Raw genomic sequence first — 25,827 nt, forward strand, 5'->3', positions numbered from 1 at the left:
ACTTTGTAATATAAAGAATGTAAAAATAAATTTACATTTATTTCAAAATGTGATATCATATTGATATAAAATTGATGTTAAAGGAGCGATGCTCATGAAGGAAACAAAGGCATGGTATATGAACGGGTTTGCTGGAATTATTGGTATTGCTTTATTAGTGGCAGTAGCGATTATTAGTTTGCTTCAGCAGCTAGTCATTATTGCCGCTCTATTCGTTGTTGCCGCCATCGTGTTGGCCAGCGGCATCACCATTGTTCAACCGAACCAAGCAAAAGTGTTGATTTTCTTTGGCCGCTATTTAGGTACGATTCGCGACAGTGGACTATTTCTTACTGTTCCGCTTACGATTAGGCAAAACGTTTCTTTGCGCGTCCGTAATTTTACCAGCAAAAAATTAAAAGTAAACGATGTTCAAGGCAACCCTATCGAAATTGCCGCTGTTATTGTATTTCGGGTCATTGATTCCGCAAAAGCAGTTTTTGATGTAGATAACTATGAAGAGTTTGTAGAGATTCAAAGTGAGGCAGCCATTCGCCATGTTGCGACGAAATATCCTTATGATACCTTTACCGATGATGATGAAATCACATTACGAGGCAATGCAGATATTATTTCCGATGTCCTTGCCAACGAGTTGCAAGAGCGCCTAAAAGTAGCCGGAGTGGAAGTAATCGAAGCTCGCCTTACTCATCTCGCCTACTCTCCAGAAATTGCAAGCGCGATGTTGCAACGGCAACAAGCAGCCGCTATTTTAGCGGCAAGAAAGAAAATTGTCGAAGGTGCTGTCTCCATGGCGCAAATGGCGATCGAGCAACTTGACAAAGAAGGAATTTTAGAGTTAGATGATGAACGAAAAGCAAACATGGTTAACAATTTAATGGTCGCCATCGTATCCGAACGCGCGACCCAACCGGTGATCAATACCGGAAGTCTATATTAACGGTTGTGGAGTGCTATGGCAAAAAAGAAAAGTTTCCCCTTACGAATTGATCCAGTCTTATACGAAGTCATTGAACGGTGGGCGCACGACGAATTTCGCAGCGTCAATGCTCATATTGAATTTCTATTGCGCGAAGCTGCTAAACGAGCCGGACGACTTACGCAACGAAAAATAAATACAGACAATCCTCCAAATGAAAGAAGCTAGCATTTCCGATTTAGACGGAATTGCTAGCCTTTTTATTTTTGTCATTGTGATTTTCTAAAAGAATACAATAGTAACAGAGTTTTTTCATTGTGAGAATGGAGCGGTATTACTTTGGAACCTAGCCATTATGATGTGTTTTTCATATTGCCGCGCCGGAAAGCTATAAGCTTGTTTTCCAATGATGGAGCAACAAGGAGTGATACCCAATGATTGGAAAAAATGCCATTCGCAAAGAAGCATGGGACAAAGTGACAGGAAGAGCAAAATATACGAACGATTTTAAAGAAAAAGGCATGCTCCATGCCAAACTTGTTACAAGCCCATATGCCCATGCACGCATTCACGCGATCGATACCAAAAAGGCGCGCTCCATCCCCGGCGTGCGCGCGATCATCACCGGCGAAGGACTGCCGCTGACAGGAGAAGACTTGCTCGACCGTCCTCCCATCGCCTTTGATAAAGTGCGCTATCATGGCGAAGTCGTTGCCGTCGTCGTCGCTGATACACTTGTACAAGCGGAAAAAGCAGCCAACCTTATTCATGTAGTCTATGAACCTCTTCCTGCCATCGGCAAGCCAAGTGAAGCACTAAAAAAAGGCGCTCCCCTCATCCATGAACAGCTAGGAAGCTATCAAAAGAACGAACATACCTATCCCGAGCCAAATACAAACATCGCCCACCGTACAAAAATCCGCAAAGGCAATATGGAACGAGGCTGGGCAGAAAGCGACGTCGTTGTGGAAACAAGCGTGTCCTTTTCCCCTTCCGATCACGTGGCGATGGAAACAAGATGTGCCACCGCGGAAATTCTTCCCGACGGCAATATCGTTATTTTCGCTTCCTCCCAAGCACCATTTATGATTAAACGGCTCATCAGCACCTATTTTGGAGAGGATGTTGGTAAAATTATCGTCCATACTCCTCTTGTCGGCGGAGCGTACGGCGGAAAAGCGCCTGTGCAGCTCGAGCTTCTCGCTTATCTGGCGGCGAAAGCGGTGGGAGGAAGAAAGGTCAGCGTCTGGAATACGAGGGAAGATGATATGATCACTTCTCCCGTTCATATCGGCATGGAGGCTACCGTTAAGCTTGGCGCCAAAAAAGACGGCTATATCAAAGCGGCAGAAATTTTGTTTTTGTTTGACGGCGGCGCCTATTCCGATAAAGCAATTGACGTCAGCCGCGCCGCCGCTGTGGATTGCACAGGACCGTACCATATCGAAAATGTGTGGTGTGATTCACTATGCGTGTATACGAATCATCCGTATGCCACCCCATTTCGCGGCTTCGGCCATAGCGAACAAGCTTTTGCCATCGAACGGGCCATCGACTTGCTTGCCGAAAAGCTAGGTATGGACAAATGGGAATTACGGCGAAAAAACGCGATTCGCCCCGGCCACACGACCCCGACACAAGTGCGATTAAACCGAAGCAATGTCGGCAATTTGCCGGCCTGCCTCGATCGTTTGCGCGAGCTAATGAAATGGGACGAATGGCAGCGCATCGAAATCGACGCTTATACCGTACGGGCAAAAGGCATCAGCTGCGCATGGAAAACGTCAACGATTGACACGGATGCGAGCTCCGGAGCCATTTTAACATTCAATCCGGATGGAAGTGTGAATGTAATCTCCGGTGTGGTAGAAATCGGAACAGGAACGAAAACGATTCTTGCACAAATAGTTGCAGAAAAATTGAAAATGAATATTGACGATATTCATGTCAAAATGGATGTCGACACACAAACGACTCCAGAACATTGGAAAACGGTTGCAAGCCGAGGCACCTTTATGGCGGGAAGGGCGGCTCTTGAAGCGGCCGACGATGCCATCCGCCAGTTAAAATCGATCGCCTCTTGTGTACTTCGCGCATCAGCGGAAGATTTGGAAGTCGGATACGGGAAAGTGTTTTTACGAGATGACCCAAGCATATTTATTCCTATTAAAGATATCGCTTACGGCTATAAATATCCGAACGGAAACGCCATCGGCGGGCAAATCATCGGACGCGGCCACTACATTATGCGCCATTTAACCCCGTTAGATAAAGAAACGGGAGCCGGCAAACCAGGACCGGAATGGACAGTCGGCGCGGAAGGGGTGGAAATTGAATTCAACCGCCGCGACTATACTTATAAAATCCTCAAAGCGTTCGCCGTTATCGACATCGGAAAAGTGCTTAATCCAAAAGCAGCTCTCGGGCAAACAATGGGAGCGATGAGCATGGGACTAAGCTTTGCGAGCCGTGAAACATTTTTATTTGACCGCTACGAACGGGTGCTAAATCCGCAATTGCGCACTTATCGGCCAATTCGCTTCGGCGAACATCCGGAATATATTGTGGAGTTTATCGAAACGCCACAAATCGATGCGCCATATGGGGCACGCGGCGCCGGCGAACACGGGCTGATCGGAATGCCGGCGGCGCTGGCAAATGCACTATCACTTGCTTCAGGAGTGCCGCTTAACGAACTGCCGCTTATTCCGGAACTGATTTGGCGGAAAAAGAAAGGTGACGCTCATGATTCCATTTGATATGACGTATCATCGTCCTATATCGATTGAAGAAGCGGTTCAGCTATTTGAAACATTGCAACAGCAAGGAAAAAAGCCTCTCTATTATGGAGGGGGAACGGAAATCATTACACTCTCTCGGCTTCACTTCGTTTCCGCCGATGCAGTGATCGACATTAAACATATTCCTGAATGCCGCACGCTCGAAGTTGGACAACACGAACTCGTCCTTGGAGCTGCATTATCGTTGACAACGATTGAAGAAACAAATCCTTTCCCACTATTAACAAAAACCGCAAGCGAGGTTGCCGACCGGACAGCACGCAACCAAATTACCCTTGGCGGAAATATTTGCGGACAAATTTTTTATCGTGAAGCCGTATTGCCGCTATTGCTTGCCGATAGTCAAGTAGTGATTGCTGGAAAAAATGGTTTAAAACAATGCAGCATTCATGATGTGTTTCAACGGCACATCCGTCTAGAGCCAGGCGAATTTCTCGTGCAAATCAAAGTAGACCGATCATACGTATCGCTGCCCCACGCCCATTGCAAACGCCGTAAACAAGGCGAGGTCGGATATCCGCTGGTGACGGTCGCTGCCCTCAAAAAAGACGAACAACTTCGCGTTGCATTCAGTGGTGTTTGTCCATTCCCATTCCGTTCCAAAGCGGTAGAAGAACAGCTAAACGTCCGGCATCTCCCGTTGAATGACCGCATTCATGAAGCGATTCAAGCCCTGCCGCGTCCAATTTTAGATGATATTGAAGGTTCCGCGGAATACCGCTTGTTTGTGTTAAAACAGACGCTTTTCGATATGATCGCTCAGTTAGAAGGAGTGTGAACAATGGAGATGCCAACAAAATGTGAAATGCTCCTAACGATAAATGGTGAAAATTACTCCGTCGTCGCCCGTCAAGCTGATACATTGCTCTTTGTTCTTCGTGACGAACTCGGTCTTACCGGAGCAAAACCTGGCTGCTTAAACGGTGACTGCGGCGCATGTACCGTATTAGTTGACGGCATCCCCATCAAATCGTGCATGATGCTTGCCATCGAAACAGTTGGAAAAGAGATTACTACGATCGAAGGTCTTCGTAACACGCCGATTCAGCGTGCGTTTATTGAACATTTCGCTTTCCAATGCGGCTATTGCACACCTGGATTTATTATGAACGCCTACGCTTTAACAGAACAGCATCCCGACGCGGACGACAGTACTATTCAAGAATGGCTTGAATCCAATATTTGCCGCTGCACAAGTTATCAAGAAATTGAGGAAGCAGTAAAATCCGTACTAATGGAAAAGCGAAAAAACGAGTAGAGAAGTTTTTCAAAGCTAAAAAACACTCCCGCTTATGAGCAAATATCGCTCTAAAGCGGGAGAGCTTTTTGTTGCATATTTTTTACGCGATTCTTGACTCAAACAAAAAATAGAGTATTCTATATTTGAATATGCCAATTGTAATAGATAAATATAACTATTTTAGATATCAGAGGGGAGGGGAGATATCGATGACGAGCAATCCCGGCATTTCAAATAAACAAGAGAAAAAAGCATTAATGATTACCAGCATCGCTGTCTTATTTTTTTTAGTCACCATTTTGTTTCGCGATGAACTGTATTTTGTCGCCCAAGCAAAACAATATTTATCCATACACACCATCTTAGAATTCCTCAGCATCACCGTCTCGTTGTCCATTGCGATTCAAGGATGGATGATTTTTCCGCAACATTTATCTAGATATCGCTTATGGTATTCGGGGATATTTCTAATCATCGGCATCATCGACTTACTGCACACGCTTTCGTATAAAGGCATGCCCGGCTTAATCGTTACGGAAAGTTCTACGCAAAAAGCGGCATGGTTTTGGGTTGCCGCTAGATTAACTCAAGGGTGCATGCTGTTTCTGATCATGTTTTTTCCAGATAAACAAGTACAAAGCAGACAAAAAAAGACGGTGTTTATTTTTTCTCTTCTCTATGTATTCGTTATTTCCTACATTATCATTCGCTATGAACAAACACTTCCGCTTCTTGTGATCGATGGGAAAGGCACAACAAATTTCAAAAATTTCTTAGAATACATTGTTATCCTTTTTTATGCTTCCACCGTTTTGATGATGTTGCTTTCTTACAAAAAACAGCCAAAAACGTCTTATCTTGATCTCATCTTAGCGTTTGTATTTTTAGTGTTAAGCGAACTTTTGTTTACACTGTATAAAAACGTGTACGACTTGCAAAATTTTTTAGGCCATTTGTACAAAGGAATCAGTTACATTTATTTTATGAAAGGAATATACATTGCTACAATTAAAGAACCATACGATGCCCAGAAAAAAGCAGAGGAAGAATTGAAAAAACGTGAAAAACATCTAAAAACGATCACCTCGTCATTAGGTGAAGGTGTCATCGTATTAGACAAAGACAAAAAAGTAACTTTTATGAACCAAGAAGCTGAGCGTTTACTCGGTTATCAAAAAAGTGAATTATTAGGAAAAGCATTGTTCAAAAAAATTCATTGCGGCAATGAAAATCAATGCGATTCCCTCTGTAAATGTCCGATCCATCAGACGATGGAATTAAAAAAAGCATATCGGGTAGAAGAAGATTTTTATGTTCGAAAAGATGGAACGCTGCTGCCAATTGCTTATGTCTCTACACCGATGATCGACGATAACGGAGAAATAATCGGCTCTGTCGTTGTCTTTCGTGATATTACTGAGCGAAAAAAATACAATGAAAAAATTAAATATCAAGCCTACCATGATGCATTAACTGATTTGCCAAATCGCCGCTATTTGATTGAGAAACTAAAGAACGAACTGAAAAAGGCAGAAAAACATAACAACCAAATCGCTATACTGTACTTGGATTTAGACAACTTTAAAAACATTAATGATTCATTTGGTCATATCATGGGAGATTTATTATTAAAAAACGTGGCGCAACGCTTGACAATGATTCATCCTGATTGCTTTATCGCTCGTTTGGGAGGAGACGAATTTGCCATTCTTTTATTCGGAAATGATCTTAATGTCGAGGAAATAGCTTGCAAAACCATTCAAACCTTAACCCAGCCGATTAGGCTTGAAAATAAAGAAGTCTTTATTACGACAAGCATAGGTATCAGCGTGTATCCAAAAGATGGAGATGACGAAATGACCTTAATCAAACACGCCGATATGGCAATGTATGATGCGAAAAAGAAAGGAAAAAACCAATTTTCACTCTATACGATCGAACTAGAACAACAAAAAATAAAAAAATCAAAAATAGAACAGCTGCTTCGCACCGCGATAGAAAGCAAAGGGATTTCTTTATGCTATCAGCCGATTGTTGATACTGTTTCAAAACGGATTATCGGCTTAGAAGCTTTAGTTCGCTGGAAGCATCCAGAGATCGGGGAGATTCCGGCAAATGAATTTATCACGGTTGCAGAAGAAAACGGTCTAATTGTATCGCTTGGCAAGCATATATTAATAACAGCTCTTCACGATTTAAAACATTTGCACGAAATCGGATTTGATCATTTATACGTCAGTGTGAACCTTTCCTTACGGCAATTGCGGCATCATGACTTTACCTCATTGATCAGTCAATTACTGCAAAAAAACAAATTACAAGCAAACTATTTAGAACTAGAAATTACAGAAAATATCGCGCTATGCGACGAAAAAAACATCATCTATAGCATTCAGAAATTAAAAGATATAGGTGTCCGCATTGCGATTGATGATTTTGGAATCGGCCATTCCTCAATCGGATATTTACGAACCTTTTCCGTTGACACATTGAAAATTGATAAATCATTCATTTTCGATGTAGCAACCAATCCAAATACCGCTCATTTGACGTCTGCGCTTATCACGTTTGCGCATAACTTAAACTTGCAAGTTGTCGCAGAGGGAGTAGAAAAAGCAGAACAGTTACACTTCTTAGAACAACACCATTGCGATAAAATCCAAGGCTATTTATTTAGCCCTCCTGTTTCGTTTGAACAACTCGTTTCGCTTCTTCATAACAGCTCATCACAATGTTGAGCTAAATAAAAACAATGAAGACTGCTTTTAGTTGAGATTTTTCCACCTAAAAGCAGCCTTTTTTTATCACTTTACATATCGTTTCTCTTTGATAACGACGCCGCGCTTTGCCATTTCCTTGATGTAGATGTCACCTGGAACGATTTGTTCAGGAGGGTAAACACCTCGTTTTTCGATGATTCCGTTTCCAATCATTTGTGCAACAACTGAAATCGTATTCGCTGTTGTCCGCGCCATTGCGGTAATATTCTTTTTTCGATCTTTAAATGTGACCGTTTCATATTCAAAAATCGTTTCTTTATTATTTTTTATTCCTCCGACAATCACCCTTAACAAGACGACATCCTCTTTATCTTTTAAGTCTAAAATCGAGGATAATGTTGCTAAAAGCACGTCTCGCGGCTTCACTTTTTGCCCTTTCACTTCCACCTCGTAGTCATTTCTTGTTAAATTTAAATCGACGAGCAGCTTAAATTTTTCCGCATGGCCTGGATAGCGGATCGTCTTATATTCTAAACATTCTAATTGCGGATAGGAATAAGATAACGTGGATGTTCCGCCTGATGTATGAAATGCTTCTAGCGGTCCGAACTTATCAAAATAGATTGTTTCAATCTCTGATAAAGATGGAATTTCTTGCTTCCGTCCATCCCGGATGATGAGAGACGGGTCTGTATAATGATCCAACAATCCTTCCAGTGAAAAGACATGGTTGTATTCCAACGGGGGCTCTGGACGCACAGGAATCCCGCCGACGTATAGTTTAATTGATTTCAATTCATCTAGTTTGCTAGCTCCGTAGCCAGATAAAATGTTAATCATTCCTGGAGCAACTCCTAAGTCAGGAATGATCGTCACACCAGCTTGTTTTGCTTTCTCATGCAATTGTAAAACGCGATCTGTAATATGTCCGATATGCCCGCCTAAATCAACAGAATGGGCACCGACTTGAATCGCTGTTTTCGCCACCATTTCGTTAAAAATATAAAATAACGCGTTGATGACAACATCATGTTCGCTCATTAATGCCGCTAGCTTTCTTTCATTCGATGCATCGACTTGTTTCGCCTCGATTTTACTAGAATATAACTGCCGGCAAACTCGCTCCGCTTTTTTTATATCGACATCTGCTATGGTGACGGAAGAAACCGCTTCACTTTGCACTAAATCGCGTGCTGCTTCTTTTCCCATCAGTCCTGCTCCAAGAACCAACGCTTTCATGGCATTTGCCCCCCTATTCTTTCGCAGATGAATTCGTTATTCGTCAATATCGATTTGCGCCCGCTGCAATTTACCGCTGAAATCAATATAGATACTTTTCCATTCTGTAAATACGTCTAACGCCGCTACACCGGAATCGCGATGGCCGTTTCCCGTTCCTTTCGTTCCGCCAAACGGCAAATGAATTTCCGCCCCTGTCGTGCCTGCGTTTACATATACAATTCCTGTATCTATATCACGCATTGCGGTGAACGCTTTATTCACGTCGCGAGTGAAAATAGAACTAGATAATCCGTAGTCGACACTATTGTTCACTTCAATTGCCTCTTCTAAGCTTTTCACAGGAATAATGGAAGCGACTGGACCGAAAATTTCCTCCCGCGCGATCCGCATATTTGGCGTTACATCCGTAAAGAGCGTCGGAGCGTAATAGTATCCTTTGTTATATTCTCCTTCTTGTAAAATGTATCCACCCGTCAATAGTTTTGCTCCTTCTTCTTTACCGATTTGCACGTATTGGTCAATTTTTTGCAACGCTTTTTCATTGATGACTGGTCCAACTTTTACATTTTCATCTAAGCCATTCCCGATTGTTAGAGTTCGCATCGCCTCTAGCAGTCTATTTTCTAATTCTTTTTTTATATTTTCGTGGGCAATAATTCGGCTGCACGCGGTACATCTTTGTCCGGAAGTGCCAAAAGCGCTCCATACAATTCCTTCTACCGCTAAAGATAAGTCTGCATCGTCCATCACGATCACCGCATTTTTTCCGCCCATTTCGAGTGACACTTTTTTCAAGCTTCGGCCGCATTTTTCCGCAATTTTTCTGCCTACTTCATTGGACCCGGTAAAAGAAATCACCCGTACATCAGGATGTTCGACAAGCGCGTTCCCCGTTGTCGGACCGTCACCATTGACGACATTAAATACTCCTTTTGGCAATCCAGCTTCTTCAAAAATTTTCGCTAATTCCTGCGCCATAAACGGCGTTTCCAACGCTGGCTTCCAAACGACGGCATTGCCGGCTACAATGGCAGGGAACGATTTCCATGTCGCGATCGCAATCGGAAAATTCCATGGAGTAATAATGCCAACGACCCCTACTGGCGCACGGACACTCATCGCAAATTTATCTTTTAATTCGGAAGGAGTTGTATCTCCGAATAATCTTCTTCCCTCTCCCGCCATATAAAACGCCATATCAATTCCTTCCTGTACTTCTCCGCGAGCTTCTTCAATGACTTTTCCCATTTCCATGGTTAACATTCTTGCTAATTGTTCTTTTCGTTCCTTCAACAAATATCCTACTTTATATAACACTTCGGCGCGTTTCGGCGCGGGTTCAAGCGCCCACTTTTTTTGCGCAGCCTTTGCCGCTTTTACCGCCGCGTCCACATCCGCTTCAATCGAAACCGTCACTTCTCCAATCGCATCTCCTGTCGCCGGATTAATGACCGGGGCGAATTGTTTGCTGCTCGATTCTTTCCACTCACCATTAATAAAATTCAATACTTTCATCAGCGGAGTTCCTCCTTGCTCTTTACTTTCTATTAAAAATTTATGCATCCATGATGGTTGCTATTAATCAAATGAAATGATTATATAGAATCCACCCGCTTCCGCAATTGTTCAATTGTAGAAGTGACCGAAATTTGATTTGGATCCGTCATGACTTCAATGACCGTCGGTTTCGTTTCTTTCAGCGCCTGAATGAGTGCGTTAGTAAATTCACCTTCCGTTGCGGTCCGAATGCCATTTGCGTTGAAACACTTGGCTAATTCCGCAAAGGAAACCGTTCCTAAATCAGTGCCGATCACTCGCTTTGGGAAACGGAGCTCTTGATGCATGCGAATCGTCCCGTACATGCTGTTATTAAATACAATGCTAATGATAGGAACATGATATCTAGCAGCCGTTTCTAACTCTTGAACGGTCATCATAAAACCGCCGTCTCCTGATAGTGAAACTGCCACACGGTCGGGATATGCTAGTTTGGCACCGATGGCGGCCGGCATGCCATATCCCATCGCTCCGGATGTCGGACCGATATACGTATGTTTTTCCGTAAATTGAAAAAAGGAATGCAGCCAACCAGCAAAATTTCCTGCATCATTGGTGATGATCGCACCTTGCGGCAAATGTTCTTGTAGACTAGCAATCACGGATTCATTCACATTTCGTTTTTCCGTTGGGAGTGTTGATGCTTGTTCGTATATTTTTCGTCTCGATGTTGCCCAGTCATGCCAAAATGGCTGAATATCGATTTCAAGCAGTTTCGAAAGCGCTTCCTTACAATCAGCTATGATTGCCGCTGCTGGCGGGTATACTTTTCCCAATTCATTTGCATCGATATCAATATGAATCAGCGTTTGTCCTGCTGATAGCAAACGGTAGTCTTGTGTCGTCACTTCCGATAATCTCGTTCCAATCGCAATAATGGCATCCGCTTGTTTTACTGTCTCAATAATCCCTTTTGACGTTCCTAAACCGAGATGTCCAACATATAATGGGTGATCGTTTGGAAATACATCATGTCTTCGGAAAGAGACAGAAACAGGTATCGTAAACTTCTCAGCAAACAAAAGCAATTCTCGTTCCGCTTTCGAAAGTTTCACTCCCCCTCCGGCAATCACGACAGGCCGTTTGGCGTTTTGTAAAACGTCTTGAACACGCAAAATATCTTGTTGGCTCGGGGCGGGTTTTGGAACGATTGTTTTTGGAAAAATAACTTCATCTATCTTTGCGAGAAATACGTCTTCCGGAAGCGATACGACAACAGGCCCCGGTCTTCCTGTTTGCGCAACGCGAAACGCCCGTTGAACAAGTTCAGGGATTCGCTTCGCATCTTTGATTTCTACCGTCCATTTTGCAATCGGTCGGAAAAATTGCTCTAAATCGACTTCTTGAAACCCTTCTCTGCCGCGAAAATCGTTGTGCACTTGGCCTAAAAAAACGACCATCGGCGTCGAATCTTGCTTTGCCGTATGGACACCAATCGCCAAATTCGCGCCACCGACTCCTCTTGTCGCCAGCACCACTCCAGGTTTTCCTGTCGCTTTCGCGTAGCCCTCCGCCATAAAAGAGGCGCCTCCCTCATGACGAGCAGAAATAAGCTGAATGGAAGGTTCATCAAAAATAGCGTCCATTAGCGGCAAATAACTTTCTCCCGGCACGCAAAACACGTGGGAAATTTCTTCGCTTTTCAAACAATGGACAATCGCCTTCGCCGCCGTAATTTTTCCCTTTTCCTGTTTCACCGCTTCTACTCCTCCCAATTTACTTGTTTGAGTCGGTCAGCCACTTGTTGTAACCGTTCCATCGAAACGGAAAGCGATAGCCGAACATATCCTTCTCCTGATGGACCAAACGCTGTTCCTGGTGTAACAATTACTCCCGCTTCTTTGAGCAATTTAGTCGCAAATTGTTCGGAAGAGTATCCTTTTAAAACAGGTATCCATAGGAAAAACGTCGCCTTCGGGGGATGAACATTTATGCCAAGCGAGCGCAAAGCTTTTACCATCATATTCATCCGCTGTTCATATATTCGATTGTTTTTTTTGACCGCTTCATGATCGCTTGTTAACGCTGCAGCCGCCGCTTTTTGGACCGGAATAAACTGGCAAGTATCAATATTGCTTTTGATGATCGACAGCGCTTTAATCATATCGCGATTCCCAACAATGTATCCGATTCGACAACCGGCCATATTGTAATTTTTCGATAACGAACCAAATTCCACCGCTACTTCTTTCGCCCCATCTACTTGCAAAATGCTTGGAGCTTTAAATCCTTGAAAAGTAACAAAAGAATAAGCTGAGTCATGAGCAATGAAAATATGATATTGTTTCGCAATCGAAATAGCTTCGGCAAACGTATCGATTTCGACAGTCGCAGCTGTTGGATTGCTGGGGTAGTTTAAAAACATTAATTTCGCATCCCGATAAATTCCTGAAGGAACGCTCGAAAAACTCGGCTTATATCCGTTTTCCGAATCAAGCGGCAAACGAACGATTTTTCCTCTTGCTAAATGTACAGCTGTGCTATAAACCGGATAGCCAGGGTCTGGAACTAATACGGTCTCCCCTGGATGAAGAATCGCTTGTAATAAATGGACAATTCCTTCCTTTGAACCGATTAATGCCAACACTTCTGTATCTGGGTCTAACTCTACGCCATATTCCCGTTTATAAAAGAGCGCAACAGCTTCTCTATACTCTCGGCACCCGGCATATGGAGAATACGTAAAATTTTTAGGATTATCCAGCTCTTCCTTTAATTTCTCCACCACAAAAGCAGGCGGCGGCAAATCGGGCGCCCCTATCCCTAAATCGATCACATCTACTCCTTTTTTCATTAGTTCTTCTTTCTTTTGCTGAAAAACAGAGAACAAATATGGCGGCATGCTTCTTATGATGTCAGAATAAACGTCCATACGTATCCCCTCACATCCATTAAATGGTCCTTTCCCTCTTACTCTATGCTTCTCATTGGCTATTTAACTCTTTTTCGAAAACGGTTGTAAAAAATCAAGAAAACAAAAACGGCCAGTATAATCACGTAATGATTAAACTGGCCGATGTCTATTTTTACAAACCGCCGGCAAAGACGGTGGAAATAGACTACGCAGTTTTATATTTAGGGGGCTCAGCTAGGCCGTATCCCCATGGAAACATATTTTAATTCCACAAATTCAAAAATGCCCTCTTTTCCTCCTTCTTTTCCTAGCCCCGATTGTTTCACACCGCCAAACGGTGCTTCCGCTACGGCTGGAAAGACGTCATTAATGCCAATAATTCCATACTCCAGCTTCTCCATGACTCGATACGCGCGATGAATCGAATCCGTAAAAATATAAGCTGCTAGCCCATATGGCGTATCATTCGCCTGACGAATCGCCTCCTCTTCCTCCTCAAACGGCTGCAGCGGCAGAAGCGGACCGAACGTCTCTTCATTCATTACTCTCATCTCTTTCGTAACGTTCACTAACAAGGTCGGTTCAAAGAAGTATCCTGGATACGGGCCATCCCATCTCTTTCCGCCGTAAACGACCGAAGCTCCTTTTTGTACAGCATCCTCTAAATGCCGCTGCACTTTTTGCACTGCCTCTTCATTAATTAGCGGCCCGATATCCGCCGTTTCTTTTGCGCCAATGTCAATCGATAAACGTCTTACTTTCTCCTTTAGTTTTTCGAGAAAATCATCCCAAATCGTTTTTTGCACATATACGCGGTTCGCACAAATACACGTTTGCCCGCAATTGCGAAACTTGCTGGCAAGCGTCATCTCGGCTGCCAAATCAAGATCGGCATCATCAAATACGATAATCGGCGCGTGGCCGCCTAGTTCTAAAGAAAGTTTTTTTACATGATCCGCGCTTCCTTTCATCAACAACTTGCCGACCTCCGTAGAACCCGTAAACGTAATAAGCCGTACATCAGGATGGTTCATCCAGCACTGTCCGATCGAAACCGCATCGCCAGTAACGAGATTGACAACTCCTTTTGGAATCCCTACTTCTTCTAATATTTTTACAATCTGATAAGCGGTTAACGGCGTTTCTGGAGCCGGTTTTAATACAACGGCGCACCCTGCCGCAAGTGCTGGTGATAGCTTTCTTGTAATCATCGAAGCCGGGAAATTCCACGGAGTAATGGCAGCGACAACGCCGATCGGCTGCGGAATGACCATTAGCCGTTTATGTTTATTGGACGAAGGAATAATTTCTCCATACAGGCGATTCGCTTCCTCGGCATACCAAAGAAAGTAACTTGCCGCTGAATCAATTTCTGCCCTTGCCTCTTTTAACGGTTTTCCTTGCTCGGCCGTCAAAATAGAAGCAAGTTCTTCTTTATGTTCCAGCATTTTTTCATACGCGGCATATAACAATTGCGACCGTTCTCTTGCAGTTTTTGCCGACCATTTTGGAAATGCTTGGCTGGCTGCGCGCACCGCTTGTTCCGCTTCCACTTCATCGCCGTATGAAACTTCCGTAATCGTTTCTAACGTGGCGGGATTTTGAACAGGAAGCGTGTTGCCATTATGTGCTTCCAACCATTGTCCATCAATAAAGATCGTTTTTGTATAATTGGGAAATTTGGTCATATATAGTTTCCCTCCAAAATAAAAATCATTTAATAGATGTTCTTTATTGTTATCCATCATGCACCATATCCCGCCGCAACCAATCAAATAAACTTTTTCATGAAATATATATAAAAAAACTTAAAAGAAATGACTAAAAACAAAAATAAAAAAGCTAATCCATTTCCCGATTTCCACCCTGCAAAACGGGAGATGGATTAGCTATATATTTGACAATCCCCTTCGCCCAATTACATATTCAATAATATAAAATCTCTATATAATGGCATTTGACACATTTTCGCATAAACGGTGTCTCAAAAAATGAATGCTGGCAATTTTTTTGAATATGGGCAATTTGCTGTTCCAATTTAAGAATTTTCTCCTTCAGTTCGGCAATTTCCTTTTGCAACTCTTGAACATTATCGATAGAGAGATGAGCCATTTTCGACAAACTCCTTCGCTTTTTGTTTCATCCCTTCTTCCCTCACCGTTTTTTGCAGCTCATGTGAAATTTTCATCGAGCAAAACTTCGGCCCGCACATCGAACAAAAGTGCGCGACTTTCGCCCCTTCCGCCGGCAATGTTTCATCATGATATTCCCGAGCTCGATCTGGATCAAGCGAAAGGTTGAACTGATCGTTCCAACGAAACTCAAAGCGCGCTTTTGATAACGCGTCATCCCGCCGTTGCGCTCCCGGGTGCCCTTTTGCTAAATCGGCCGCGTGTGCTGCGATTTTATAAGCGATCACTCCTTCGCGCACATCATCTTTATTCGGCAACCCTAAATGCTCTTTTGGCGTCACGTAACAAAGCATCGCCGTTCCGTACGCGCCAATGATCGCTGCTCCGATCGCGGATGTAATGTGGTCATATCCCGGCGCGATATCGGTCGTAAGCGGTCCTAATGTGTAAAACGGCGCACCTTTGCAAATTTCGATTTGCTTATCGACATTTTCCTTAATTTTATGCATCGGCACATGCCCTGGTCCTTCAATCATCACTTGCACATCATGCTTCCAAGCGATTTCTGTTAATTCTCCGAGCGTCTCCAATTCAGCAAACTGCGCTTCGTCATTCGCATCGGCAATCGAGCCTGGGCGCAGCCCGTCTCCAAGCGATACTGCAATATCGTACGTTTTCAAAATCTCGCATATTTCTTCAAAATGCGTGTATAAGAAGTTTTCTTCATGGTGGGCTAAACACCATTGCGCCATAATCGAGCCGCCGCGTGAAACAATGCCAGTCGTTCGGTTTACCGTCATCGGTATGTAACGAAGCAGCACCCCCGCGTGAATCGTAAAATAGTCCACCCCTTGTTCCGCTTGTTCGATGAGCGTATCACGGTAAATTTCCCACGTTAAGTCTTCAACGACGCCATTCACTTTTTCAAGCGCTTGATAAATCGGAACCGTCCCGACAGGCACAGGGGAATTGCGAATAATATATTCTCGTGTCGCATGAATGTGTTTTCCCGTCGATAAGTCCATAATCGTGTCTGCTCCCCAGCGCACCGCCCAAAGCATTTTTTCGACTTCTTCTTCAATGGATGATGTGACTGCGGAATTGCCAATATTCGCGTTAATTTTTACATGAAAACGACTCCCAATAATCATCGGTTCACTTTCCGGATGGTTAATATTCGAAGGAATAATCGCTCTGCCTGCGGCAACTTCTTGACGCACGATTTCCGGATCTATATTTTCGCGAATCGCAACAAATTCCATCTCCGGCGTAATAATCCCTCGTTTTGCGTAATGCATTTGTGTCACAGTTTTTCCTTTTTTTGCGCGCAGCGGTTTTCTCTCGAAAGGCAGAGTAATCTCTGATTGCTTCCCATTACGGAATCCGTTATCTTCCGGTTTCACTGGACGCCCCCCGTATTCTTCAACGTCGCCCCTTTCTAAAATCCAGCGTTTTCTTAGCGGCGGCAATCCTTTTTGAATGTCCGGCTGAAAATCAGGATCGGTGTAAGGACCGCTTGTGTCATAAACACGAACAGGTTCATTTTCGATGATTCCTGTTTCTGTCTTTGTTGGACTTAACGTAATTTCTCTCATCGGAACACGAATATCCGGTCTTGAACCTTCGACATACACCTTTTTACTCGCAGGAAATTGCATAAAAGATTTGATGTTTTGCATGTAACTCCTCCTAGTTACTAAAATCTATAAAAATCGACTCATCGCGATGGAACCAGGAAACATCGCTTGCCGCTCAGGAAACACCTGAGTTCCATCAGGAAGGGAATTTCCCTTGTCATTCACCCGCTGTGAAAGACACCCCGTGGATCGCTTGTCAGCGACGGCATCTGTCGTGCACCATTCCTTCCATCGGTCAGTACACGACAACGATTTTAGTAACCAGGTCTACACCTCCTTAAAATAATAGTGAGGACCTGAAGTTACACCAAAACGCGGGGCGGAGATAGGAGAATATATGCGGAAATAAAAATCGGGTTCTCTAAGAGAACCCGACGGAACGCAAATAGCGAAACGTACGCAACAAACACATACACTCCCGCTATCTACTTCCCTACGCTGGTATAACCCAGATCAGGTTCAAAGGGTCAAAGAACTTAAGCGCGTTCTTTTCTCAGTCCAAGCTATTGGACTCCCCTAGTAGATAAGCGACAAACTTATTTAATTTTTCTTAATATTAACATACTTATAAAGCAATGTAAATACGCTTCCTTATACGGTAAACCGGTTTAACATTGTTTGCATATTTTCTGCCATTTTGCTTAACGATGATGCCGATGAAGCAATTTCCTCCATCGATGCCATTTGTTCTTGTGTTGCCGCCGAAACATTCGCTGATCCAGAAGAAGTTTGTTCCACAATCTCTGTCATGTGGCCAATGGAAGCAGCCACCCGTCGCGCGTTTTCCGTCATTTGCTCGATCGCTGTGGATACTTGTTCGATTTGGGCATTGACTTCGCCGATGGATTGGCGGATTTGTTCAAACGACTGTCCAGCCGTTTGCACAACATCAAGCCCTTGCGATACTTCGCTAACTACGGTTTCCATCGATTCGATCGCTTTTTCCGTTTCTTCTTGGATATAGCCGATCAGCTGCGAAATTTGCTGTGCGGATTGAGCAGACTGTTCCGCCAATTTGCGAACTTCATCCGCCACAACGGCGAACCCTTTTCCTTGTTCTCCAGCTCTTGCCGCCTCAATCGCCGCATTTAAGGCAAGTAAATTCGTTTGCGAAGCAATTCCTGTAATCACCTGCGTAATCTGGCCGATTTCATTCGAACGCTCTCCAAGCGCTTTAATAACTTGTCCAAGTGATTGAACATGCTCATAAATAAACTGTATTTGCTCTTCCATTTGCGAAATCGACTGTTTTCCCGATTGCGCTTTTGCCGATGTTTCATTTACATTCGTAGACACGCACTTCGTATTCGCAGCCACTTGCATAAGCGTATCGGAGATGTCGTTCATCGCTAACGATGTTTCTTGCGCCGTTTTCACTTGCTGTTCCGAACTTGAGGCAATTATCTCCATTGTCGACGCAATTTGCTCCGTTGCTTTCGTCGTCTGTTCCGCAATGGCGGTTAACTGTCCGGAAAATTGCGTCATCTCATCGGAATGGCGTTGAACGTTGGCGATGACTTCTTGCCACGCTTGGGCCATTTTATTGAGCGAAACGGCAATCGGTTTTAACTGTCTCACTTCATCCATAGGAACACGCGCCGATAAATCTCCATTGGTCATCTTATCTAAATGCTGATTGATAATAGCGATCGGGGCAATAAATCGACGATAGTTTAATATCGCAGAAACGACTCCGACTACAGCCCCAAATAATATAGTCGCAACAAGCGTCCACCAAAACGCCGCGCCGCTAATGCCATTCGCCATACATACACCAAGGCCGATGAGAGCGGTGCCAGGAATGACAATGAACATCGTGCGTAAAATATAACTATGCAGCGTCAACCTTTTTCCCACCTTTTTTCTGTAATATTAAAGAATCTTACTATTAATTATATCGGATATATTCACCTCTTTTTTATATTTCTAGTATAATATTACAAAACATAAAACAAACCGTTACCCTTTTTCATTACTACTTACTCTGCTCTTTTTCAAACACATAAAATGCCTATCCGAAACGAATAGGCATTTTCCTTATTTTCCGTATAATAACAATTGCGCGATGCCAATAAAATATTCCGACTCACGAATAATATGGTTCAGCACTACTTTTGCCGTTGGATTTTTGCTCACTGCTTTGCTTTCCGTTTTTATTTGTTGACATAGTTGAATAAAATCAAGACTTTGCTGTAAGCAATGAGACACTAGCTGCAACACTTGCTGGTAAAGCTGATAAGGAACGTAATATCCCGCGCGAACGACCGATTCAATAAAACGCACTACTTGCTGATGTGTTGCAGAAAGTGCTTCTTCCCATTTTTTCAGCGCTTCGACATAAGCCGGCTCTAAACCGCTAACAAGTTCACGAATAACGACCGTATGCTCCTCTTCTTGATGTTTCCAAAATTCCGCTTCGTCTAAAATACGCAGCGGCATTTGTTGGCCATAGTAAAATTGCATGAACATCCCCCCATATTGCATGATATGGGGGGAAATGAAAAAGTATGAATATACAAACAAACGTTCCTCTAATTCACCATAAAAAAACGGGCATCTCCTTCTTAGACACCCGTTCTTTATGATCAATCCAATTATGCTGGTTTCTCTGTCGTCACATACGTTCCGGCAATAAAATCATGAATGGAGCGTTTATCTTCGCGCGCTGCCACCATAATGGCGCTAATAATGAGAGCGATGCCAAGCGTTAACCCATAAACAAGTCCACCGACAGCAAACCGTAAAAACATCGTCCCGATTCCGACTTTTTCGCCATTTACTTTTGCGATGCGAATACCTAACAACTTTTTCCCTACTGTATATCCAGACCAAACCGCCGGCACAACTAGACCGTAAACGATGTTTGCTGCCGTAGTGAACCAATTCTCCTCCCAACTTCCCGTAATAAGGTAACCGATAAACACTAACGGCAAACCGACAATAAGACCGTCTAATAAACCAGCCGCTAACCGTTTCCAAAATCCCGCTGGATTCCTCACCATGATACAATCCCCTTTCTTTGCCTTCGTCACTACAATGTATTCATCACCATTGCATCCGATTCATGGAAGATTATTATCCTTTATCATACCGGTTTATCTCTTTATTGACAATGCATGACATTATTTTTTCATTATCGAACTTGTGAAAAACAGTTCAATTTAATGCAATTTCGCCACAACGACAGAAATATCATCGAGAAACGGATACTCTTCCTTAAACATTTTATTTATATGTGCTATCATATTTTTGTTGTCTAAATGAATATATGGTTTTAGTTTTTCCCGAAACATTTCGATATTGGTTCTAACAGAACTATGGGCCCCTTCGACTACTCCATCCGAGTACAGCACTAACGTTGCTCCTGGAGCGTAATTTAGTTTTCCCGTTTCCACATGGAGATACGATAATAACCCGATCGGTGCACATCCTTTGTCCAGCTCCTCAACTAAACCGCTTGGATGAAATAAAAAGCCAGGAGGATGACCTGCCGAAGCATATTCAATGAACTTTTCTTTTGTGTTCACCATCGCATAAACGGCAGTAAAATAATACGTATTCATTGGCCCATCTTCATGGTACAACAACTGCATATGTTTGTTTAACTCATGAAATACTTCTTGCGGATAAATACATTTTCGAATAACCCCATTTAATAATGAACGAACCGACATACAAATGAGCGAAGCAGCTACTCCGTTCCCCATCACATCCATCAAAAAGATTCCGTATCGGTCGCTATCAATCCGATACCATGCATACATATCTCCCCCTAATTCTCCTGAAGGGACGTACATACCATATATATCAATCACTTCCGTTTTAAGCGGCTTGCTCAATACACGTTTTTGCACTTCCTGCGCTAACTTTAAATCATTTTTTAAGCTTGTTGCGGTCTTTTCGTTTTTGATCATATCTGAAAATAGAAAAAGATAAAAAATCAGACGCCCTTCTTTATCATGAATCGCTGTAATCGTCGTCTGTTGAGCATACACTTCCCCATTTTTCCGGCGCCCCCGCAGACTCCCTCTCCACTGTCCTTTTTCAGCGACAGTTTGCTTAATTGTTTGATAAAAATGTTCATTGTAGTAACCAGAATACAAAAAGTCTAATGACAAACCGATTGCTTCTGACCCGTACCCTGTAATTTCTGTAAAAGCGGGATTAATAAATTGAATAACTCCATTTTCATCTGTGATCAATATAGCCTGCTGTACATGTTCGCACACTTTTTCCGCCAGTAAAAGCTTTTCATTCATTTTTTTTATCTCCGTAATATCCGTAATCACTCCACTTAACATTACTAGCTTTCCATTTTCATCAAACACGGGAAACGTTTGATCGAGAACCCAACGAACCGTCCCATCCTGTTGATGAATAATGCGATATTCATGCTCAAGACAGCTTCCTTTCCAAAGAGCAGATTGCTTTTTCTCTACCTTGTCTCGATCTTCCGGGTGAATAACTTTTTTCCATAGCTCTACATCTTGGTAAAAAGCTTCAGGCTGTACTCCGTAAATCTTCTCGCAAGACAGGGAAACAAAAATAATCCGCCTTTCCGCTAAGTTGGCCAGCCAATAAACTTGGTCCGCTTTATTATAAAGCGTGTTCCATTCGTCAAGGAGCTGCAATAGTCCTTTTAACGAAACATTTTTGTCTTTCCTGATTTTTTGCAAAAGCTTATGAATCATATCCCATTCTCCATAAAAAAATTAATCGCATCTTTTTCCGTATCGAAAAGTTTAATAAACGAAGCAAACTTAACAATATGGAAAATTTCTTGAAGCGAATCTCGAACCCCTGCGATCACCAGCTCTTTTTGCTGTTTTCTTGCCGTCATGACACTATTGGCAATAATGCCAAGACCAGCGCTATTAATATATTTCACTTGTTCCATATTTAATATGAGATACTCAGCTGGATTTTGAATAAACTTAGCCATCGCTTTTCGAAATTGTTCGGTATTGTTCAAAGTAATATCTTCATTCCATACGAAAACATCAATTAGTTCATGCTGTGCACCCATATTCCGTTCCTCCAACAGTCGTCAATGAGCTTTATATTTACACATATAAAACAATACGTTATTCCCTTTTTGTTCAATATAAACATCGTCTACAATATGAGTGATAAGCTGCAATCCCCTGCCACGCAAACCTTTATTGACCTCATCCTTTCTTGTAATGTCAAACTTCTTTCCATGTTGCTTTACACCAATAATCAAATTCTCTTTTCCACATTTCCAAAATACTTCAAAAGGCAGCTGGTTTGTTTTTTGACAATATTCATACGCGTTTGTGCACGCTTCCTCCGTTGCCAATCGAAGAAAGAGGCAATCACGTGGCAAAAATCCCATTTCACTTGCGATTTGCTCGGTTATATCCATCGCTTTCATAATATCAGAATCTACCCTAACTGTTATATTTATCCTTATACTTACATTTTCCATCAATATCCCCCCTATTTCTTCTATAAATATGTGTGCTAAATAGCACTTTTGTAAGTACGATAACACTTTCTATTCATAGGGGATGAGCATCTTTATAACAACACAGCAACATTGCACCATGTTCGCTTTTTATACGTTTTATTATAACTAAATACCTAGTTCTTATATACTATTGATGATTATAATACAAACTTATTTTGCTTCCTATTTCCTATATACCAAAACATTTCCATGTTAAACAAGTAGAAAATAAAAAAGGAACATCATTCGATTCATAGTTTTGCCTAATGATGTTCCTCATTGATAACTTTGCGATTATTTAACTGATATACAAGAGCAATTAACTGAGAGCGGTCGTTTACCCCAATTTTTTGGAAAATATTTGTAATATGATTTTTTACCGTATGAATGCTAATAAATAATCGATCCGCAATTTCACGGTTGCTGCATCCTTGGACTAATAAGTTTAACACATCCATCTCCCGGGTCGTTAAGCGTTCTGATAGCATATCGATATTCAATTCTTGCTTTGACGCCTGATAAGTATTTTGCTTCATGACCATTGTGCCGATCCCTATTAATGCTGCAACATATACTTCTGCTTCTTTTGCAGCCTCAAGATCTTTCAAATGAACAGCCATCACGCCGTGCACATGTTCATGAACCGAAAACGAAAATTCCATTACAGTCCCAAACTTTGTTTCACGCAGCTTCGGTATATTTTCTAGCAGTCTTTTTTCAGCGGAAAGGTAGCGTTGGCAAACATCTTCATAATATTCTGTTACTTGTTGTTCTGAAATGGCGCCACAATGAACCTTTACTTTTCTTTTATGATCGGCTAACACTGTAAATGCGAAATCACCGTACGCCAGTTCCGCAACAAAATCCGTCATCATCCGTACAATTTCATCGGTATCTTTTACAATATTCATTGCCCGGCCAATTTCTATTAACATCGATAATCTCATGAAATGTCGGTCCATTTTTATGTAAGCTAACTCATATTTGGAATGCAATTGCCAATATTTCATGAGAATAGCGCCAATTTGGACTGCCTCTTTCGGTAATGAACGTTTTGTTTGACTGCCGATCACAATCCATCCTTCTACTTCATCGTTATGCAAAATCGGATATATCACAACAGTACTCGGTTTTATTCCATTTTTCACGAAAAAAGCAAAACGTGGGTCAAGCGCGGCATTTTCAACACAAACAACATTGTGCGAATGAAATAGGGAGTTTGATGGTGAAGGAAAAGCGGTTTTTATCTGCTGATTCCAAAGCTGTTCTACTTTTTCTCCCACAGCGTGTGCAACAACCCATTCGCGATTTTGTCGTTTTATATACAATGAAAAATCTATATCGGAATCTATCTTCTGAAACATATGTAAAAAATCGCCCATATGTAAAGAAAACTGTTGCACACGATCCACTGCCGTATCTAATAAATAGAAGTACTGTTCGCAATGTTGTTTTTGTCTATTATTGCTAATAAACTCGCCACATATTGTTGCCATTTTTTCAATATCATTTAACTTTTTTTCCACCGCGGATATCGTTTGCTCTTTTGTTTGTTCAATGACTTGAAGCCATATTTGTGAGTCAGGAAAACGAAAACACTGCTCCTTGATTATCGGTTTTGTCTCTTCTTCAATAAACGCACCTGCCCAAATCCAATACTCGACTTTTTGTTCTACTAGTATAGGTGCGACAATTGCCTTTACTCCCCAATACCCTGTCTGAACAACCATCGGACGTTGCCATTCGGTATAGTCATTCGGAAAACCTAAAGGAGGAAACGGCTTATCTGAAGAAAAAAGTACAAGCTCCGCTAATTCCGTTATATTTGAGACTTTTGTAACAGGTTGATGCTGTAAATCAAGAATAATAATGCTTAACTCCGTAAGTGCTGCATATGCATCTTGAACATGCTGCAAAAAATCTTTAATATTCAATTCCTCCTCAACTCACTTACTTGTAATATTGTCATCCTTATCTATTATTTACGTATAAGTAAAGCGAAGTCAAGTTTAGGAAAATGAGGATAGATAATTCAACTATATAGTCCTATTTTCATATGCTCAATATCATATATTTTATATTATACTGCAAGTCGATCTCTTAATAATCTTTTAGTCTTGAAATGCCGATTGATCAAAACCGTCAGTTAACAGGCAAGCATCCCAATCATTTAGTCCTATACAGCCTATTCAATCTTTCATAACATACAAAAAAACCTGGCACGTTCGTATCATACCAGGCTTCTGTATCGTTTTTTGTTCCGCGACTTCTTTATCAATGCTCTAATTTGATTTTTGATGCTCTATTTTCTTTTTTATGATCCCGCATGTATACAAGGAATAATGAACTTGCAAACCATGTAATCAACCCAAAGATAAAACTTCCCCACCAATTTTGTGTAAATTGTAGAAAAAATAAAACCGTTAACACGCAAATGAAACCACCAATCATCCCATAAACAGATCCTTGTGCAGTTTTCGCTGCTTCTTTAGAACCTTTCTTCATGCCAACCATCATCACAGCAACAACCATAACGGCTGGAAATGCGGCAAAAATTCCCCCGATAACTTTCCATGGTAATAGTTTTGCCGTTACATAACTTAACACAACGGCTGATCCGCCGAATAAAAAACGGAAAAATAAATCATGTCTATCCATAAGATCACCTTTAATTAAAAATATCCTGAAATGACAGCAAAAATGATGGAAATGAGAAACCATCCAGCTATTGATTGTGTAAGTCCACGTTTCCAACCTTGCTTTCTACAAAAGTAAACGACCCCTATTGCACACATAATATTGATGAACATCCCAACAATAGCTCCTTGGGATAGAACAATCGACTTTTCCACTAATTCACTGCCCTTTGCATCGAGCCGAAGTGTCAGTAATGCTGCTAAAAATACAGCAGGAAAAGCGGCAAAAATTCCTCCTATTTTTGATCCTAATTTTTTTGAGATAATGGTAGAAGCGACAACCGCGCCTCCCCCTAATAAAAATCGAATAACTATTCCACTAATCGATAATGACTCCAAGATAGATTCATCCTTTCTTTGGTGACCAATCTAGTGAAGTTAAATATTATTTTTATATATTTATTTGTGATTATTTTCACGTATATATTGTAAACAACGATAGAACAAACGCTTGTGAACTTTTATTTAATTTTTTTCTTGTAACGCTTACACTTCCAAATTTGTGACAAATGTTTGAATAAAACTTATTTTTTTCTTACTCCCAACCATGGCGGCAAAT

21 protein-coding genes and 1 riboswitch are annotated in these 25,827 nt (G+C 42.0%); of the genes, 6 read left to right on the top strand and 15 right to left on the bottom strand.

The features are described 5' to 3' along the window. Window positions 1–94 precede the first annotated feature (94 nt). From QSJ37_RS16500 to QSJ37_RS16525, 6 genes are all read left to right on the top strand, one after another. Window positions 95–940, top strand: a complete 846-nt coding sequence (locus tag QSJ37_RS16500; protein WP_285756287.1) for an SPFH domain-containing protein — start codon at window positions 95–97, stop codon at window positions 938–940. A 15-nt stretch (window positions 941–955) separates the two neighbouring features. Then, complete coding sequence (locus QSJ37_RS16505) at window positions 956–1,147, top strand: type II toxin-antitoxin system antitoxin (protein WP_285756288.1); 192 nt, start codon at window positions 956–958, stop codon at window positions 1,145–1,147. Window positions 1,148–1,353: 206 nt separating this feature from the next. Further along, the gene (locus QSJ37_RS16510; protein WP_285756289.1) at window positions 1,354–3,678 is read left to right on the top strand and encodes a xanthine dehydrogenase family protein molybdopterin-binding subunit; all 2,325 of its coding nucleotides are present in this window, start codon (window positions 1,354–1,356) and stop codon (window positions 3,676–3,678) included. Beyond that, window positions 3,665–4,498, top strand: a complete 834-nt coding sequence (locus QSJ37_RS16515; RefSeq protein ID WP_285756290.1) for an FAD binding domain-containing protein — start codon at window positions 3,665–3,667, stop codon at window positions 4,496–4,498. The genes QSJ37_RS16510 and QSJ37_RS16515 overlap by 14 nt, the downstream gene beginning before the upstream one ends. Before the next feature lie 3 nt (window positions 4,499–4,501). Next, complete coding sequence (locus QSJ37_RS16520) at window positions 4,502–4,978, top strand: (2Fe-2S)-binding protein (RefSeq protein ID WP_285756291.1); 477 nt, start codon at window positions 4,502–4,504, stop codon at window positions 4,976–4,978. 191 nt (window positions 4,979–5,169) lie between these two features. Then, a complete protein-coding gene (locus QSJ37_RS16525; RefSeq protein ID WP_285756292.1) occupies window positions 5,170–7,698 on the top strand; it encodes a bifunctional diguanylate cyclase/phosphodiesterase in 2,529 nt (842 codons plus the stop codon). 66 nt (window positions 7,699–7,764) lie between these two features. Here QSJ37_RS16525 and QSJ37_RS16530 read toward each other — a convergent pair whose 3' ends face one another. The 15 genes from QSJ37_RS16530 to QSJ37_RS16600 form a co-directional block, all read right to left on the bottom strand. Further along, on the bottom strand, window positions 7,765–8,946 hold the full coding sequence (locus QSJ37_RS16530; protein WP_285756412.1) for a saccharopine dehydrogenase family protein: 1,182 nt from the start codon (window positions 8,944–8,946) through the stop codon (window positions 7,765–7,767). A 9-nt stretch (window positions 8,947–8,955) separates the two neighbouring features. Then, window positions 8,956–10,437, bottom strand: coding sequence for an aldehyde dehydrogenase family protein (locus QSJ37_RS16535; protein WP_285756294.1), 1,482 nt, complete (start codon window positions 10,435–10,437; stop codon window positions 8,956–8,958). 80 nt (window positions 10,438–10,517) lie between these two features. Continuing rightward, the gene (locus QSJ37_RS16540; protein WP_285756413.1) at window positions 10,518–12,155 is read right to left on the bottom strand and encodes a thiamine pyrophosphate-binding protein; all 1,638 of its coding nucleotides are present in this window, start codon (window positions 12,153–12,155) and stop codon (window positions 10,518–10,520) included. A 26-nt stretch (window positions 12,156–12,181) separates the two neighbouring features. Continuing rightward, window positions 12,182–13,351 (bottom strand): aminotransferase class I/II-fold pyridoxal phosphate-dependent enzyme, encoded by a 1,170-nt coding sequence (locus tag QSJ37_RS16545; RefSeq protein WP_285756295.1) that lies wholly within the window; start codon window positions 13,349–13,351, stop codon window positions 12,182–12,184. 212 nt (window positions 13,352–13,563) lie between these two features. Continuing rightward, window positions 13,564–15,021 carry an NAD-dependent succinate-semialdehyde dehydrogenase gene (locus QSJ37_RS16550; RefSeq protein ID WP_285756296.1) on the bottom strand — a complete coding sequence of 486 codons (1,458 nt, stop codon included), beginning with the start codon at window positions 15,019–15,021 and terminating at the stop codon, window positions 13,564–13,566. 401 nt (window positions 15,022–15,422) lie between these two features. Next, complete coding sequence (gene thiC / locus QSJ37_RS16555; RefSeq protein WP_285756297.1) at window positions 15,423–17,144, bottom strand: phosphomethylpyrimidine synthase ThiC; 1,722 nt, start codon at window positions 17,142–17,144, stop codon at window positions 15,423–15,425. Between the two features lie 371 nt (window positions 17,145–17,515). Then, a riboswitch (TPP riboswitch) is annotated at window positions 17,516–17,630 on the bottom strand. 63 nt (window positions 17,631–17,693) lie between these two features. Then, the gene (locus tag QSJ37_RS16560; protein ID WP_285756299.1) at window positions 17,694–18,947 is read right to left on the bottom strand and encodes a methyl-accepting chemotaxis protein; all 1,254 of its coding nucleotides are present in this window, start codon (window positions 18,945–18,947) and stop codon (window positions 17,694–17,696) included. Window positions 18,948–19,139: 192 nt separating this feature from the next. Further along, complete coding sequence (locus QSJ37_RS16565) at window positions 19,140–19,565, bottom strand: DUF2935 domain-containing protein (protein WP_285756300.1); 426 nt, start codon at window positions 19,563–19,565, stop codon at window positions 19,140–19,142. Window positions 19,566–19,696: 131 nt separating this feature from the next. Continuing rightward, window positions 19,697–20,104 (bottom strand): RDD family protein, encoded by a 408-nt coding sequence (locus tag QSJ37_RS16570; protein ID WP_143416118.1) that lies wholly within the window; start codon window positions 20,102–20,104, stop codon window positions 19,697–19,699. 159 nt (window positions 20,105–20,263) lie between these two features. Next, window positions 20,264–21,793 (bottom strand): SpoIIE family protein phosphatase, encoded by a 1,530-nt coding sequence (locus tag QSJ37_RS16575; protein ID WP_285756302.1) that lies wholly within the window; start codon window positions 21,791–21,793, stop codon window positions 20,264–20,266. Then, a complete protein-coding gene (locus QSJ37_RS16580) occupies window positions 21,790–22,128 on the bottom strand; it encodes an STAS domain-containing protein (RefSeq protein ID WP_012749106.1) in 339 nt (112 codons plus the stop codon). Before QSJ37_RS16580 ends, QSJ37_RS16575 begins: the two co-directional genes overlap by 4 nt. Before the next feature lie 21 nt (window positions 22,129–22,149). After that, window positions 22,150–22,551, bottom strand: a complete 402-nt coding sequence (locus QSJ37_RS16585; RefSeq protein WP_285756305.1) for an ATP-binding protein — start codon at window positions 22,549–22,551, stop codon at window positions 22,150–22,152. Between the two features lie 284 nt (window positions 22,552–22,835). After that, window positions 22,836–24,506, bottom strand: coding sequence for a LuxR C-terminal-related transcriptional regulator (locus QSJ37_RS16590; RefSeq protein ID WP_285756306.1), 1,671 nt, complete (start codon window positions 24,504–24,506; stop codon window positions 22,836–22,838). Window positions 24,507–24,846: 340 nt separating this feature from the next. Further along, window positions 24,847–25,230, bottom strand: coding sequence for a DUF3147 family protein (locus QSJ37_RS16595; RefSeq protein ID WP_285756307.1), 384 nt, complete (start codon window positions 25,228–25,230; stop codon window positions 24,847–24,849). A gap of 14 nt (window positions 25,231–25,244) precedes the next feature. After that, entirely contained in the window at window positions 25,245–25,607 is a 363-nt protein-coding gene (locus tag QSJ37_RS16600) for a DUF3147 family protein (protein WP_285756309.1), read from the bottom strand. Window positions 25,608–25,827 lie beyond the last annotated feature (220 nt).

Source organism: Parageobacillus sp. G301, from assembly GCF_030268025.1.
GTDB lineage: Bacteria > Bacillota > Bacilli > Bacillales > Anoxybacillaceae > Parageobacillus_B > Parageobacillus_B toebii.